Below are 14,885 nucleotides of genomic sequence, written 5' to 3' on the forward strand. Positions count from 1 at the left end.
TGATCTAGAGGCCTGCAATAGCTTGAGGGGATCGTAGCGGGGATGTTTGCGGGAGTACAACGGGCGGGGTGTTATGTTTTGTTGTCGGCCGGGGAAAGCCGGGGCCGCTGGGCGGCCCTTCGCGGGTAAACCCGCTCCTACAAAGGTTGCATCCCCCTGTAGGAGCGGGTTCACCCGCGAAGGGCTGCACAGCAGCCCCAATTCACCAGACTTACGCCAGGCTCTTGCTCACCACTTCATACACATCACTGGACAGCTCGCCAGACGCCAGAATCCGCTCCAGTTCGCCCTTCATGAGGGCCTGACGCGCATCGTCATACTTGCGCCAGCGGGTCAGCGGCGCCAGTTGCCGCGATGCAATCTGCGGATTCAGTGCATTCAGCTCGATCACCAGGTCCGCCAGGAAGCGATACCCTGAGCCATCGGCAGCATGGAAGTTGACCAGGTTCTGCCCGGCAAAGGCACCGATCAGCGCACGCACCTTGTTCGGGTTCTTCAGGGTGAAGGCCGGGTGCTGCATCAATGCCTTGACCCGCGCCAGCCCGCCCGGCAGCGTGCTGGCCGCCTGCACGCTGAACCATTGGTCCATGACCAACGGGTTGTCCTTGAAGTGCTCGGCAAACGCCTCCAGCGCTTTCGCGCGCTCGGCCTCGAACGGCGAGTTGACCAGTACCGCCAGCGCGGTAAGGCGCTCGGTCATGTTGTCGCAGTGCTCAAACTGCTCCAGGGTCGCCTCCAGCACCTGTTGCTTGCCACTCTGCATCAGGTACGACAGGGCGATGTTCTGCAGGCTGCGGCGGGCAAAGTGCTCGGCCTCGGCCACATAGGCAGTGCTGCGCGACACTTCGCGGTTGGCCTGGTAACGCGCCCACAGGGCGTCGAACAGGTGTTCGGCGATCTGCTGGCGTGCGAACTCGCGGGCGGCGTGGATGGCGTCGACGTCGGCCACCTGGCTGATCTCGGTAAGATACGCCTCACCTGGCAGCGAGAGCATTTCGGCCACCATGGCCGGGTCCAGCGATTCGTTGCCCAGCACAGTGCCCAGGGCGGTGATCAGGCGCTGGTCGAGCTTCAGGGCTTCACCGCGTTGATGCTGGCCGATCAGTTCCTGCAGTACCTGCACCGACAGCTGCTGGCCCGCTTCCCAGCGGTTGAAGCCGTCGCTGTCGTGCTGCATCAGGAACATCAACTGGTCGCGGTCATACGGGAAGCTCAGCTTCACCGGGGCGCTGAAGCCACGCAGCAGCGATGGCAGCGGCTTGGCCTGGATGCCCTGGAAAGTGAAGGTTTGCTCGGCCTCGGTCACCGACAGCACGCGGCTGGTCCCTTGAGCGGCGTCCTCGCCAGCCAGCTGCAGCGGCAGGTCATTGCCGGCGGCATCCAGCAGGCCCAGCTCCACCGGGATCACGAACGGCAGTTTCTCGGCTTTGTCCGGGGTCTGCGGGCAGCTCTGGCGGAACGTCAGGCTGTAGGTCTGCGCGGCGGCGTCATACGCCTCACTGACTTCCAGACGCGGGGTGCCAGCCTGGCTGTACCAGCGCTTGAACTGGGTGAAGTCGACGCCGTTGGCGTCCTCCATGGCCTTGATGAAGTCGTCGGTGGTTACCGCCTGGCCGTCATGACGTTCAAAGTACAGGTCGCTGCCTTTACGGAAGCCTTCGGTACCCAGCAGGGTACGGACCATGCGCACCACTTCGGCGCCCTTCTCGTAGACGGTCAGGGTGTAGAAGTTGGAGATTTCGATGAAGCTGTCCGGGCGCACCGGGTGGGCCATGGGGCCGGCGTCTTCGGCGAACTGGTGGGTGCGCAGGTAGGCCACGTCTTCGATGCGCTTGACCGTGCGCGAGTTCATGTCGGCACTGAACTCGGCATCGCGGAATACCGTGAAGCCTTCCTTCAGCGACAACTGGAACCAGTCACGGCAGGTGACGCGGTTGCCCGACCAGTTGTGGAAGTACTCGTGGGCGACCACGCCTTCGACGCGCTGGTGCGCAGCATCGGTGGCGGTTTCGGCACGGGCCAGCACACAGCTGGAGTTGAAGATGTTCAGGCCCTTGTTTTCCATCGCGCCCATGTTGAAGTCATTGACCGCAACAATCATGAAGATGTCCAGGTCGTACTCGCGGCCATAGACTTCTTCGTCCCAGCGCATGGACTTTTTCAGGCTGACCATCGCGTGGTCGCACTTGTCGATGTTCTCGGGCTCGACGTAAATGCGCAGGGTCACATCACGACCGGACTGACGGGTGAAGCTGTCTTCAACGCACCACAGGTCACCGGCCACCAGGGCGAACAGGTAGGCCGGCTTCATGAACGGGTCTTCCCAGGTCGCCCAGTGGCGGCCGTCTTCGGCCGGCCCGCTGCCGATCGGGTTGCCGTTCGAAAGCAATACCGGGTAGCGATGCTGCTCGGCGATGACCGTGGTGGTGAAGGTGCTCATCACATCCGGGCGGTCGAGGTAGTAGGTGATCTTGCGGAAGCCCTCGGCCTCGCACTGGGTGCAGAACATCTTGCCCGACTTGTACAGCCCTTCCAGGGCGGTGTTGCTTTCCGGGTGGATCTTCACGCTGGTGTCCAGGGTGAAGCGCTCGGCTTTGGGCTGTACGGTCAGGCTGTCGGCGCCGAGCTGGTAGTCGCCTGGCTGCAGTTCCTGGTCATCCAGCGAGGCGCGCAGCAGTTCCAGCTGCTGGCCATCGAGTTCCAGTGGCGGCAGGCCGGCACCGCGTGCCGGGTTGCGGCGCATGACCAGTTGCGCGTGAACCAGTGTGTGGTCCTCGAACAGCTCGAAGGTCAGGTGCGTCTCGTCGATCAGGTACTCCGGCGCCTGGTAATCCTTGAGGTAGATCACTTGCGGTTGTTCGGTACGCATGTGCAGGTCCTTTTTACTGGAGCACGGCCAACTGGTAGGCCGTGTACTTGCGAATATTGATCACACCGGTGTCGAAGATCAGGTACTGGCCCTTGATGCCCAGCAGCGTGCCCTCGGCCACCGGGTCCTTGTCGAGGTTGAAGCTGACAATCTTCTTGGGGTATGCCTCGACCGGGTAGTTCATCTGCACCACCTCTGCGTCCGGCAGCGGTTGGATAGCCTGCAGGCCGAAACGCCCCTGCAACTCGCGCAGGCCGTCGGCGCAGGCTTCGAAGACCTGCTCGCGGATGGCCGGCAGGTCGAGCACCTCGGCATCGCCCTTGAGCAGCGCACGCCAGTTGGTACGGTCCGGCACCTGGCTGCGCAACACGTCTTCGACCAGGCCCGATTGCTGCCGAGTGGCCACGCGCATGATCGGCAACGCCTGGCTGGCACCCTGGTCGAGCCAGCGGGTGGGCAGTTGGGTGGCACGGGTGATGCCGACCTTGATCCCAGACGAATTGGCCAGGTACACGATGTGGTCGGTCATGCAGAACTGTTCCCCCCACGACGGCTCCCGGCAGGTGCCGGCGTCGTAGTGGCATTTTTCCGGGGCCATGATGCACACATCGCACTGGGCCAGCTTGGTCATGCACGGGTAGCAGTAACCCTGGCTGAAGCTGGTCTTGGTGCGCTTGCCGCAATGGCTGCAATGAATGGCGCCGAGGTATTCCAGGCGCAGGCGCTGGCCGATCATCGGGTTGACCGGCACCTGCATGTCATCCAGGCGGAAGCTGTACTGCACCACCGGTGCCTGCAGGCTGACGCCCATTTTGCTCAACGAGCCACGAGCGAGTTCGATCAATGTACCGAGTCCGACTTGAACAGAATGTTGGCGATGGGCGCGGACTTCGACGCGCATTCCTGTGGGCCCATGTAGCCGGTGCGCTGGTCCTCGGGCAGGTTCTTCATCTCCCAGGCGATGACCGCCTGCAGCGACAGTTCTTTCTGCTCGGCCGTGAGCTTGCGGCCATCCGACCATTTGCCGATTTCCACCGCCAGTTTCAGGCTCTGGTAGATTTCCGGGGTGATGTTTTCAATCATTTGCGCGAAAGTGGACATAGTGTCTCCTGATTCAAGCCGACAGTTTACGCCGGGCCAGCGCCCCACCCAAGAGCCCGGTCAGGCATCCGATGAGCAGCCCGCCGACGTGGGCGGCATTGGCGATCTGGCCAAGGCCGAGGGTGCCGACCACGCCGGTCAGGCACACCACCAGCCAGATCAGCATCATCACCAGCACGCCCTTGGGCAGGTTGAAGTAACGGTCGGGCGCCAGCCACTGGTACAGCCAGATATGCCCGAGCAGGCCGTACAGCACGCCGGACAGGCCGCCAAACAGGCTCGGCCCGCTGGTGTAGTGCTGGGCCAGGTTGGAGACCAGGCTGAACAGCAGGGTCAGGCCCAGCAACGCCCACGGGCCCTGGCGCAGTTCGATGCGTTTGCCCAGTTCCCAGTACCACAGGCTGTTCATGGCCAGGTGCAGCACGCCGAAGTGCAGCAGCATGGGCGACACCAGTCGCCACCACTGGCCTTGGTCGAGGGTTTGCGCCAGCGAGGTGAAGTACAGGTAGTCGCCCTGGACACGGAAGTCGAGGAAGGTGAACCAGCTGATGGTGGTGAAGTTGTCACCAAGCCCCGTAAGGCCGGCGACGATGAAGCACAGCAGCAAAGTGAGGGTGGTGATTTTGCAGGCCTTGGCCTGGGCCGCCAGGGAAGGCTGTGTGGGGGCATTCGCGGGTGAACCCGCCCCTACAAGGTCGGCGCTGGCCGGCAGGTCGGCGTTGCCGTCCGGGTAGCGCTGGTAGAGCTGCAGCACATCTTCGGCCAGGGTGTCGGGAGCCCAGAGGACCTGGGCATCGCCCTCCTCGCTTACCCGGTGCGGCACCTGCAGGCGCTGCAACAGGTGGACGAAGCCGCTGAGGTCGACCGACAGCGGCAGGCGCATCACTTCGATAATGTTCATTGGTTGGCCTGTGGGCGGTCGACGTCGACCCAGACGAACTTGTGTGGGTCGATACGGGTTTCATCATCCAGCCGGTAGGCGACCAGCTTGCCGTAGAGCACGGCGCTGTAGTCCAGGCAGGCCAGGTTGGCGCGGATCGGTGCCGGGCGGCCGCTGCGCCAGTAATGCCCGACGAACAGCATCGGCTGGTCTTCGTCATAACGCAACAAGGCGTTCTTCTGGCTGTGGCTGAGCGGGGTGCTGGCCACGTCTTCGGGCAAGGCATCGGGCTGGAACACGATGTCACCGTAGGTTTTCGGGTCTTCTTCCCAGAACTTGGTGCGGAAGAACGCGCGGGTCAGGCCGTCGCCGCCGGTCAGCGTCAGCCCGTCCGGCAGGCGCATGTCGGTACCGCGCAACAGGCGGTTGCACACGGTGTCGGCAAAACTGCCACTCACGGCCGAGGCCTGGATGAAGTGTTCATCGATGCGTCCGTCGGGGTATTGCTGGCGCAGCGGCTCGATCAGCCGCGGGTCCCAGCAGGCGTGCACCAGACGGAAACGGCCGGCGTCAACGAACAGCGGCAGCTGGTAGAACCAGTTGACGAAATCGTGCCAGTCGCCAGGGTGCTGGGCAAACTGGGTCAGGGTTTCGTCAATCAGCCGGGCATGCCGCGGCGTGTGTTCGCGTACATAGGCCTTGCCGCTGCCTGGCAGCGCCGGGGTGACCCAGCCCAGGGCGTTGTATTCGTGGTTGCCCATGATGCAGAACGCCTGGCCGGCTTCGACCATGTCGTGGACGATGTACAGTGCCTCACGAATGCGTGGCCCGCGGTCGACGATATCGCCAAGGAACAGCACCTGACGTCGCGGGTGGCGCCACACGCCGGCCACGCGCTTGTATCCGAGGGCGTCGAGCAGGCGTTCAAGGGTCAGCGCACAGCCGTGCACGTCGCCGATGATGTCAAAACTTCGCGCCGGATCGAGCATCAGTCGTCACTGCTCCCCAGGCGGCTGCCCCAACCCAGCTTGGTGCGGCAGACCTCGTAGTAATTGTGGTCCAGCGGGTGGATCAAACGCAGTTTCTGCGGCTTCTTGCTGACCGTGATGGTGTCGCCGGGGGCACAGGTGAAGTGGTTCTGGCCGTCACAGGACACCTGTGGGTAGATCTGCAGGTCCTTGGACACCACGATCTTCAGCTCGCTGTTGCCGTCGACCACGATCGGCCGGCCCGACAAGGTGTGCGGGTACATCGGCACGATGACGATGGCATCGAGCTTGGGGTGCATGATCGGGCCACCGGCCGACAGCGCATAGGCAGTGGAGCCGGTGGGGGTGGCGACGATCAGGCCATCGGCCTTCTGGCTGCAGACGAACTGGCCATCGATGTAGATCTCGAACTCGATCATGCGCGTGGACTTGCCCGGGTGCAGCACCACGTCGTTCAGCGCATCGCCCTGGCCGATGGCCTCGTGGTGGCGGCGCACCTCGGCCTGCAGCAGGAAGCGGTTTTCCACCAGGTAGTGGCCGTCGAGCACTTCGGCGACCTTCTGTTCCAGCTCGTCGGGGCGGATGTCGGTGAGAAAACCCAGGTTGCCACGGTTGATACCCAGCACCGGAATGTTGTGCCGGGCCAGCGCGCGGGCTGCGCCCAGCAGGCTGCCGTCGCCGCCGACCACGATGACCAGGTCGCAGACCTCGCCCAGCAGCTTGCGGGTGGATGTTTGCAAACCATGGCCGGGCAGCACTTCGGCAATGGTGTCCTCGAGGATCACGTGCAGGTGGCGATCGAGGAGGAATTTTTTAAGTCGGCGAATGGTGTCGAGCACCTGCGAGCTGCCAAGGCGACCGATGATACCGATATTGCGAAATTGCTCCATGGGGCTCCTGCGAGGCTCTGCGGCGGGTGACGATGCGCCGATTATGGGCGAAACCACCGGGCAGCGGCAAACCGGCTATGCTCGCAGGATGACGCCATTCGCCCAGCTCCACGACCTGCCCCGACAATTGCAGCACTCCACCGTGCGTGACCTGGCATGGGCCCTGTTGTCGCCGCCCCTGCTCAGCGCCCCGCCCTGCCCCCAGCGACACCCGCTGGCGGGCAGCCTGTGGGCGCAGCAGCCGCAACGCCTTGAACAGTGGTTGCGGGCCCTGGATGCCGATGACCGACCGTTGCGCGAGTGGCTGGCGCAATTGGGCAGCCGGCGCCTGGGACATTACTACGAACGCCTGTGGCAATTTGCCCTGAGCCAGGCGCCAGGCATCGAACTGCTGGCCGCCAACCTGGCGATTCGCGACGGCGGGCGCACCTTGGGCGAGCTCGACGTGGTGCTGCGCGACCGCGACGGCGTGCACCACCTGGAACTGGCGATCAAGCTGTACCTGGGCCCGGAAGACGCCGGGCACGACCCGCATGCCTGGCTGGGGCCTGGTTGCCATGATCGGCTGGGGACCAAGCTTGCACACCTGGCGGGGCACCAGTTGCCCATGTCCAAGGGGGCGCAGAGCCGCGAGATGCTGGCCAAGCTGGGGATTGAGCAGGTACAGGCACATGTGTGGCTGGGCGGCTATCTTTTCTACCCGTGGCCGGGCCATGCCAAGCCACCCACCGGCGCCAACCCGCAGCATTTGCACGGGCGCTGGGTGCGACGGCAGGACTGGGTGCTGGCTGAAGGTGAACGGTGGCAGCCGCTGCAACGGCATGCCTGGCTGGCACCTGCGCGGTTCGAGGCAGGCGAATGCTGGCTGGCGGAGCAGTTTGCAGCCTGGTTGCATATGCTGGAGCAGCAGGCACCGGCGCAGTTGCTGGTGCGACTGGAGCAGGAGCCCGATGGCGCCTGGCAGGAGGTGGAGCGGGTGTTTCTGGTGGCTGATGACTGGCCGTATCTGCCCGGTAACTGATGTCGCCTGGTCCGGCGCCTTCGCGGGCACGCCCGCTCCCACAGGTACTGCACAGTCTTTGAAGCCTGTGCAGTGCCTGGACTGCCCCCCAAGGGGTGGATTGGTGTCCAACTTCTTGGGGGCAGTCCATACCTGTGGGAGCGGGCGTGCCCGCGAAGGGGCCGGTGGCTGGCAACACAATTTTCACAGACCCAGCGCAAAGATTCGTTTCTGGTAACCATTACAATGGCACCTGAGCGCCAGCAAGAGCGCCTTCCCGACCTGATGACGAGGACCGATCATGGTTTCATCCAACCCCGCGACCCATTACGCGCGCCTGTCCATCGCCCTGCATTGGCTGATGCTGGTGCTGCTGGCTGCTGTCTATGCCCTTATCGAACTGCGTGGGCTGTTTCCCAAGGACAGCGCCGAACGCAACCTGATGAAGGACCTGCACTTCATGCTGGGGCTCAGCGTGTTCGTGCTGGTCTGGCTGCGCCTGGCCATGCGCCTGAGCCGTCCGACTCCGCCCATCGTGCCAAAACCACCAGCCTGGCAGACCGGCCTGGCGCACCTGATGCACCTAGCGCTTTACCTGATGATGATCGGTCTGCCGCTGGCCGGTTGGTTGATCCTCAGCGCCGCCGACAAACCGGTGCCGTTCTTCGGCCTGGAGCTGCCACATCTGATCGGCCCGAACCCGGACCAGGCCAAGTTCATCAAAGGCTGGCATGAGCGTATTGGCAGCTGGGGCTACTGGCTGATCGGCCTGCATGCACTGGCCGGGCTTTACCACCACTATGTGCAACGCGACAACACGTTGTTGCGCATGCTGCCCTACAAGTAACCGCGTCGGCCCTGCAGGCCACCCGTGTGCACGAAGATCAGGCGGCTGCCGGGCTTGAACTGCCCGGCAGCAACCTGATCACGCAAGGCCAGCAGAGCCTTGCCGGTATAGAGGGCTTCGAGCGGCACGCCAGTGCGCCGCTCGCAGTCGGCGATGAAGGTCAGTAGCTCATCGTCGAATTTTCCGAAACCGCCACGGCAGGCGTCGTACAGCTGGTAGCCGTGCGTGCCGGCCAGGGCTGCCACCGTCTCTGGCACCCCATGATCCCTGGGCACTGCCAACGCACCATGTACGGCATGTGCACCCGCCTCGGCCAGCACAAGGCCGGCCAAGGTAGTCCCCGTTCCAGCAGCCAGCCACCAGGCGTCATGGTCTGACCAGCCCAATCCCGCGATCTGCTCGCGCGCCTGCTGCATGATCAGTGCGCAGCCCTGCGCACCGGCCAGCCCGCCGCCCCCTTCGGGGATGCAGTGCCAGCCTGGATAGCGTGCTTGCCAGGGTTCCCAGAAACCGGGTTCGTTGCGTGCACGGTAGCCGCCGTAGCCTAGCCAATGCAGTTCCATGCCCAGCGCCTGCAGGTCACGCACGGTTGGCGTGTCCTGGGCATGGCCGCGTAACAGGCCGACAGTGGCGAAGCCGAAACGCTTGCCGGCAGCGGCCAAGGCGTGCAGATGGTTGGAATGGTTGCCGCCGAGGCTGATCAGGCCCGGGGCATTGCAGGCGACGGCCTGTTGAAGGTGGTGACGTAGTTTGAACCACTTGTTGCCGCTGATCAGCGGGTCGATCAGGTCCAGGCGCAGAATGGCAGCCTGGACCTGGGCTTGATTCAGCCAGGGTAAGTCCAGAAATTGCAGCGGGGCTTGGGGAAGGTCGAATACATGCATGGATCGCAGTTTACAGGGAAAGCCCGGAAGCGCTTGCAGGAGCGGGTTCGCTCGCGAACACCGGCAAAGCCGGTGCCATCCACCGCGTCGCCTGTTTCGCGGGCATGCCCGCTCCCACCGGTTACCGCGCAGGTATCGGGCTCACGCAGCCCCGACGACCTCAGAGCTCAGCCGCCAACCGCGAGCCTTGGTTGATCGCTCGCTTGGCATCCAGCTCGGCCGCCACATCCGCGCCACCAATCAGGTGCACCGACTGCCCCGCCGCCTCCAGCCCTTCCTGCAGCTCGCGCAGCGGATCTTGCCCGGCACAGATCACCACATTGTCCACCGCCAGCACCTGCGCCTCGCCGCCGTCCACACGAATGTGCAGGCCGGCATCGTCGATAGCCAGATACTCGACGCTGTTGAGCATCTGCACCCCTTTGTTTTTCAACCCGGTGCGGTGAATCCAGCCGGTCGTCTTGCCGAGCCCGTCACCCACCTTGGATTTCTTGCGCTGCAGCAGGTACACCTGCCGTGCCGGGGCGTGCGGCTCGGCCTTGATCCCGGCCACACCACCTCGCGCCTGAAGCTGGGTGTCGATGCCCCACTCTTTCCAGAATGCCCCTCGGTCCTGACTGGTGGCCACGCCCTGATGCACCAGGTACTCGGACACATCGAAGCCGATACCTCCCGCGCCAATCACGGCCACCGACTTGCCCACCGGCTTGCGCTCGAGCAGCACGTCCAGGTAGCTGAGCACCTTGGCATGCTCCACGCCCGCAATCGCCGGGGTACGCGGGGCGATGCCGGTAGCCAGGATGATTTCATCAAAGCCGCCGCCCACCAGTGCCTGCACATCCACGCGGGTATTCAGGCGCAGGTCGACGCCCGTGCTTTTGACCTTGTTGCGGAAGTAACGCAGCGTTTCAAAGAATTCTTCCTTGCCCGGCACCCGCTTGGCGACGTTGAACTGGCCACCAATCTCACTGGCGGCGTCAAACAGGGTCACCGCGTGGCCCCGCTCGGCCGCCACGGTGGCCGCCGCCAGGCCAGCCGGGCCGGCGCCTACTACGGCAATGCGCTTCACCGCACGTACAGGCAGGTAGTTGAGTTCGGTCTCGTGGCAGGCACGCGGGTTGACCAGGCAACTGGTCAGTTTGCCGCCGAAGGTGTGGTCCAGGCAGGCCTGGTTGCAGCCGATGCAGGTGTTGATTTCATCCGCGCGACCGGCAGCGGCCTTGTTGACGAAGTCTGGGTCGGCGAGAAACGGTCGGGCCATCGAGACCATGTCCGCATCGCCCTCGGCCAGCACCGCCTCGGCCACTTCCGGGGTGTTGATGCGGTTGGTGGTGATCAGCGGAATGCTCACCACGCCCCGCAACTTGGCGGTGACTTTGCTGAAGGCCGCACGCGGCACTTTGGTGGCGATGGTCGGAATACGCGCCTCGTGCCAACCGATTCCGGTGTTGATCAAGGTAGCGCCGGCCTGCTCGATGGCCTTGGCCAGCAGCTCGATTTCGTCCCAGGTGCTGCCACCCTCGACCAGGTCGAGCATCGACAGGCGGAAGATGATGATGAAGTTCGGCCCTACCGCGCCACGCACCCGGCTGACGATTTCCACTGCCAGGCGCATGCGGTTTTCATAACTGCCGCCCCAGCGGTCGGTGCGGTGGTTGGTGTGGGCGGCCAGGAACTGGTTGATGAAGTAGCCTTCCGAACCCATGATCTCGACACCGTCGTAACCGGCACGCTGGGCCAGCACGGCACAATTGACGAAGTCGGCAATCTGCTTCTCGATACCCGCCTCGTCCAGCGCCTTGGGCTTGAACGGGTTGATCGGCGCCTGGATCGCGCTAGGAGCCACCTGTCGTGGGCTGTAGGCGTAGCGCCCGGCATGCAGGATCTGCAGGCAGATCTTGCCACCGGCAGCGTGCACCGCCTCGGTGACGATGCGGTGCTTGTCGGCCTCTTCCTCGGTGCTGAGCTTTGCCGCACCGGAATACACCCCGCCTTCATCATTGGGCGCAATGCCGCCAGTGACCATCAGGCCAACGCCACCGCGCGCGCGCTCGGCAAAGTATGCAGCCATGCGCTCGAAGCCGCCGGGGCGCTCTTCGAGGCCGGTGTGCATCGAGCCCATCAGGGTGCGGTTGCGCAAGGTGGTAAAGCCCAGGTCCAGCGGGGCAAGCAGGTGCGGGTAGCGGTCGGCGGCCATGGAAAGGTCCCCTGATGGCGTGATCACGAAATGCGGGCACCTCACTGGGTGGCGGGCCCCGTCGTTTGTCTGCCTGCGACATTAAACAGCCGTTTGAATTGCCTCAATGATCAAAAATGACAAGTTAATGATCATTATGAACAGCAAAGTCAGCACCTGTCGGGAAGGCTCCAGATCTTCAGCGCTATAAGGTTCGCCTGGCTTGATCGCCAAACAGTCTCCCCGCGCATTTGCCAGACAACGCGGCTCTGCCAGACTCTTCAAGCACGTTTGATCATCCACCCATGGAACGCGGCGCCTATCAGTGCGCCCGGAGGGTTCGCTCATGCTGACAAAAGGATGGGACACCATCAGCATCGTTCGCCAGGACAGCGTGAACAGTGACCTGGCAGCCAGCTGGAACAGCCTCGACCACGAATTTTCCTATACCTCGGATGAAGGCTACGCCTGCCACGGGGTGTTCGACTGCTGGTCGGTCGTCAACGGTGGCGGCGGTCGCTTGCTGCGCCTGCGCATGCCTATACGTTCAGGCTTTTTCGAGGCCAGTGGCACCAGCCGCTCGCTGGCCGGCGCGGTTGCCATCATCGAGGTCACCCTGTCGCTGTTGCCACAAGGCGACGGCCAGATGCAGTTGAAGTCGGCCTTCCTGCGCAAGGCCGGAGCCACTCAACCCCTGCAGGACAACGAAGGTGGCTGGCTACGCGGCATCACCCTGCAAGACCCCGACGGCTCGCTAGGCCCTTTCGCCACCGTGGTGCTGGACTGTATCTGCAACTACCTGGTCGAGCATCCCCTACAGTTCACCCACACCTTCGCGACCATCAACTTCAGCAAAGCCACCGCCCCGGAATGGGCCAGACCACGCAAATGCACCTATGCCTACCTCGATTCGGGCTTCCTGGCGATCATGGCCGTATGTACCGAGCGCGACATCAGTGAGCTGCCACTGGATATCGATGTGTCAGGCATCAGCCAGGGTGGGCAGTCGAGCTACGTGCTGTCTCCACGCCTGGTACTGGAGCACCTGGTACTGCCCGGGCTGCTTCAGCTTTACCAGGGCGCCACGGCGCAGGACTATCGTGTCGACAATACGCAAATGGTCAACATACCGACCTTGCGTATGAAGGCCATCAAATCAGGGGCGATCTGGTACACCCCCGTTGTCTTCGCCGGCTGCAACCCTGCACGAATGCTCGGTGACTTCATCACCGTCGACTATCAGGGCGACTGCGACCTGCACGCAGGCATCGACATGAAGTGGAACGGCTGGCTGAGGATGAAGCTGGTGCTCGATGGCAACACCATCACCTTCGTCAAGCAGTCGTCCGACTTCAGAAAGGAAGTGCATATTCCCTGGTACCTGGCCTGGCTCTCGCCCATCGTCAGCCTGATCACCCACATCGTCACTGCTGTGATCTCCGATGACCTGATCAGCGCCATCGCCGCGCGTGGCGGCTCGGTCAAGGCCGACACCATCGATTGCGTGTCCTGGAGCAACGACACGCATACCGCTTCGTCGAGCTACCTCGCCGAGGCCCTTGTCATCAACTACGTGTGACCCCACCAACACAAGGAGCCGTATCATGAGCAATGAAAGCAAGGTCATGCTGGCCGGGTTTGCCCAGCCCATCTCGCTACGCCTCGATCACCTCAATGAAACCGCGCGCCAGACCCTGCGCGAATCGCCGCTGTACCGCAACGCGGCGCTTGTACACAGTTCCGAAGACACCTTGCGCGCCGCGCAGCTACTGACCAATGCCGGAACGCTGGCCAGTACGGTCACGACCAATGGCTGGGATACCGTGAACATCTGCCGGGTCTCTGCGCTCAACCAGCGCATCGCCCTGGAAAAAACCTACCCCGCCAACATCGACGCAGGGGTCGACAGCTTCTCGCTCAAGGCAGACTTCGACGCCTGGTCGATTACCACCGGCGGCGACGGACGCAACGTCAAGGTACGCATCCCCTTCGGCTCAGGGACATACAAAGGCCTCAACGGCAAAACCTACCAGGTCCAGGGGATGTCTGCGGATGTCTACGTCAAGCTCAGCTACTTCCCGGCGCCCAATCCAATATCGGCTTCAGACGGCACGTATGAACTGCAAGTCAACACCCAGGCAACGGACCCGGATGACCCGATCGCTGCGGTGATTGCCCTGAGGGACCCGAACAACGTCTTGAGCGGCATTGACCAGAGCGTGATGCGCGGCGTACTCGAAGACTGGCTGAACCAGCCCGAGAACCTGAAGAAGTTCGACACCCTGTTCAGTACCGTACTGATCAACAACATGGGCAAGGAAAGCGAGGAATTCAAATGGCTGCGGGCCACCTCCATGAGCTATGCCTATACCGACAAGAACAGTGAGGAAAGCAGCATCTTCGGGGTGCTGGCCATGACCAACGAGCGTGACTCCACGGGGTTGCCGAACCAGTTGCCTGCCGTGATGCTGGCTGCGGACAACAATGCCAACTTCCTCATCAGCCGGGAGATCTTCGTCAAGTACCAGTTGCTGGCGGCATTGCCGTTCATCTTCGAGGGTACCACCGAGGCCAACTTCACCCTGGATGCGGCGGGCACATCCATCACTGCCAACGACCTGAAGCTCGACAGCGTCAAGTTTGGGGCCATCACCTATCATCCCGTGGCCGAAAAGTTCGATATCAACTTCGACGAGTCCTATATCCGTACCGAATGCAAGGTACGCACCGACATCTCACCTGGTATCGTGGCCTATACCCGCATCGTCACCAAGCAGACGCTACAACTGGGCGTCAACGACAAGGGCGAACAGGTGATGGTATATGCCATGGTCGGAGACCCGGATGTCCAAAACACGACAGACATCGCCACCTGGGTGGTCGTCACCGAAGCCATCCTAGGCGCGATTGCCGCCGTGGCCACTGCGGTGGCTGGTGGTGTGGGCGGCAAGGTGATGGCGTTGATCGTCGGCATCATCGCAGCGTTGGTGGTGGCCATTGTCAGCATCGTCATCCACGTGATCATCGAGCGCGTGGTGGCGGGTGGGGTAACCAACAACATTCCGTCCATAGCGCCCATGGTCAAAGTGGCGGCGAACCAGGTCAAATGGCCCTTCAGTGAACCGGATGCCTTTGTCCTGACCGACATCACCTACTCCGGTGCGCTGATATTCGGCGGCTCGCTCAAGTTGCTCGAGAAGTTCTGCATCCAGGACAAACGCCTCGCCCTCGCGACGCTGGCCGCCTGAC

Annotated in this window: 12 protein-coding genes; 4 read left to right on the top strand and 8 right to left on the bottom strand. The window is 63.1% G+C overall.

The window, feature by feature from the left end:
- Window positions 1-211: 211 nt before the first annotated feature.
- Genes pepN through AC3B5Q_RS18295 form a run of 6 tightly spaced genes read right to left on the bottom strand, consistent with a single transcriptional unit; the run spans window position 212 to window position 6,729 of the window.
- Window positions 212-2,869, bottom strand: coding sequence for an aminopeptidase N (gene pepN, locus AC3B5Q_RS18270; protein WP_488392701.1), 2,658 nt, complete (start codon window positions 2,867-2,869; stop codon window positions 212-214).
- Between the two features lie 13 nt (window positions 2,870-2,882).
- Window positions 2,883-3,713, bottom strand: a complete 831-nt coding sequence (locus tag AC3B5Q_RS18275) for a DUF2797 domain-containing protein (protein WP_103443914.1) — start codon at window positions 3,711-3,713, stop codon at window positions 2,883-2,885.
- Window positions 3,710-3,970 (bottom strand): YeaC family protein, encoded by a 261-nt coding sequence (locus AC3B5Q_RS18280; protein WP_003247224.1) that lies wholly within the window; start codon window positions 3,968-3,970, stop codon window positions 3,710-3,712. The genes AC3B5Q_RS18275 and AC3B5Q_RS18280 overlap by 4 nt, the downstream gene beginning before the upstream one ends.
- 13 nt (window positions 3,971-3,983) lie before the next feature.
- Window positions 3,984-4,871: a rhomboid family intramembrane serine protease gene (locus tag AC3B5Q_RS18285; RefSeq protein WP_021784068.1), complete on the bottom strand. Its 888-nt coding sequence runs from the start codon at window positions 4,869-4,871 to the stop codon at window positions 3,984-3,986.
- On the bottom strand, window positions 4,868-5,839 hold the full coding sequence (locus tag AC3B5Q_RS18290; RefSeq protein ID WP_021784069.1) for a metallophosphoesterase: 972 nt from the start codon (window positions 5,837-5,839) through the stop codon (window positions 4,868-4,870). Before AC3B5Q_RS18290 ends, AC3B5Q_RS18285 begins: the two co-directional genes overlap by 4 nt.
- On the bottom strand, window positions 5,839-6,729 hold the full coding sequence (locus AC3B5Q_RS18295) for an NAD(+) kinase (RefSeq protein ID WP_003247220.1): 891 nt from the start codon (window positions 6,727-6,729) through the stop codon (window positions 5,839-5,841). Before AC3B5Q_RS18295 ends, AC3B5Q_RS18290 begins: the two co-directional genes overlap by 1 nt.
- Between AC3B5Q_RS18295 and AC3B5Q_RS18300 the strand changes: the two genes are divergently transcribed.
- Both AC3B5Q_RS18300 and AC3B5Q_RS18305 read left to right on the top strand, forming a co-directional pair.
- Entirely contained in the window at window positions 6,728-7,750 is a 1,023-nt protein-coding gene (locus AC3B5Q_RS18300) for a DUF1853 family protein (RefSeq protein WP_021784070.1), read from the top strand. The two genes, AC3B5Q_RS18295 and AC3B5Q_RS18300, sit on opposite strands and share 2 nt — an antisense overlap.
- Before the next feature lie 280 nt (window positions 7,751-8,030).
- A complete protein-coding gene (locus AC3B5Q_RS18305; protein WP_021784071.1) occupies window positions 8,031-8,576 on the top strand; it encodes a cytochrome b in 546 nt (181 codons plus the stop codon).
- On the opposite strand, the gene AC3B5Q_RS18310 is transcribed toward AC3B5Q_RS18305, so the two are convergent.
- On the bottom strand, window positions 8,567-9,460 hold the full coding sequence (locus tag AC3B5Q_RS18310; RefSeq protein WP_021784072.1) for a 1-aminocyclopropane-1-carboxylate deaminase/D-cysteine desulfhydrase: 894 nt from the start codon (window positions 9,458-9,460) through the stop codon (window positions 8,567-8,569). The two genes, AC3B5Q_RS18305 and AC3B5Q_RS18310, sit on opposite strands and share 10 nt — an antisense overlap.
- A gap of 160 nt (window positions 9,461-9,620) precedes the next feature.
- A complete protein-coding gene (locus tag AC3B5Q_RS18315; RefSeq protein ID WP_103443913.1) occupies window positions 9,621-11,657 on the bottom strand; it encodes an NADPH-dependent 2,4-dienoyl-CoA reductase in 2,037 nt (678 codons plus the stop codon).
- Between the two features lie 325 nt (window positions 11,658-11,982).
- Here AC3B5Q_RS18315 and AC3B5Q_RS18320 point away from each other — a divergent pair, with 325 nt between their 5' ends.
- Together AC3B5Q_RS18320 and AC3B5Q_RS18325 are read left to right on the top strand one after the other, a co-directional pair.
- Window positions 11,983-13,215, top strand: coding sequence for a TULIP family P47-like protein (locus tag AC3B5Q_RS18320; protein ID WP_021784074.1), 1,233 nt, complete (start codon window positions 11,983-11,985; stop codon window positions 13,213-13,215).
- Window positions 13,216-13,240: 25 nt separating this feature from the next.
- On the top strand, window positions 13,241-14,884 hold the full coding sequence (locus tag AC3B5Q_RS18325; protein ID WP_274118699.1) for a TULIP family P47-like protein: 1,644 nt from the start codon (window positions 13,241-13,243) through the stop codon (window positions 14,882-14,884).
- Window position 14,885: the final 1 nt, after the last annotated feature.

The sequence above is a fragment of the Pseudomonas sp. D5(2026) genome (assembly GCF_057766845.1).

Coding starts and splice junctions, on each gene's coding strand:
- pepN (WP_488392701.1), bottom strand. CDS start 2,869: ATGCGTACCGAACAACCGCAAGTGATCTACCTCAAGGATTACCAGGCG.
- AC3B5Q_RS18280 (WP_003247224.1), bottom strand. CDS start 3,970: ATGTCCACTTTCGCGCAAATGATTGAAAACATCACCCCGGAAATCTAC.
- AC3B5Q_RS18285 (WP_021784068.1), bottom strand. CDS start 4,871: ATGAACATTATCGAAGTGATGCGCCTGCCGCTGTCGGTCGACCTCAGC.
- AC3B5Q_RS18290 (WP_021784069.1), bottom strand. CDS start 5,839: ATGCTCGATCCGGCGCGAAGTTTTGACATCATCGGCGACGTGCACGGC.
- AC3B5Q_RS18300 (WP_021784070.1), top strand. CDS start 6,728: ATGGGGCTCCTGCGAGGCTCTGCGGCGGGTGACGATGCGCCGATTATG.
- AC3B5Q_RS18295 (WP_003247220.1), bottom strand. CDS start 6,729: ATGGAGCAATTTCGCAATATCGGTATCATCGGTCGCCTTGGCAGCTCG.
- AC3B5Q_RS18305 (WP_021784071.1), top strand. CDS start 8,031: ATGGTTTCATCCAACCCCGCGACCCATTACGCGCGCCTGTCCATCGCC.
- AC3B5Q_RS18310 (WP_021784072.1), bottom strand. CDS start 9,460: ATGCATGTATTCGACCTTCCCCAAGCCCCGCTGCAATTTCTGGACTTA.
- AC3B5Q_RS18315 (WP_103443913.1), bottom strand. CDS start 11,657: ATGGCCGCCGACCGCTACCCGCACCTGCTTGCCCCGCTGGACCTGGGC.
- AC3B5Q_RS18320 (WP_021784074.1), top strand. CDS start 11,983: ATGCTGACAAAAGGATGGGACACCATCAGCATCGTTCGCCAGGACAGC.
- AC3B5Q_RS18325 (WP_274118699.1), top strand. CDS start 13,241: ATGAGCAATGAAAGCAAGGTCATGCTGGCCGGGTTTGCCCAGCCCATC.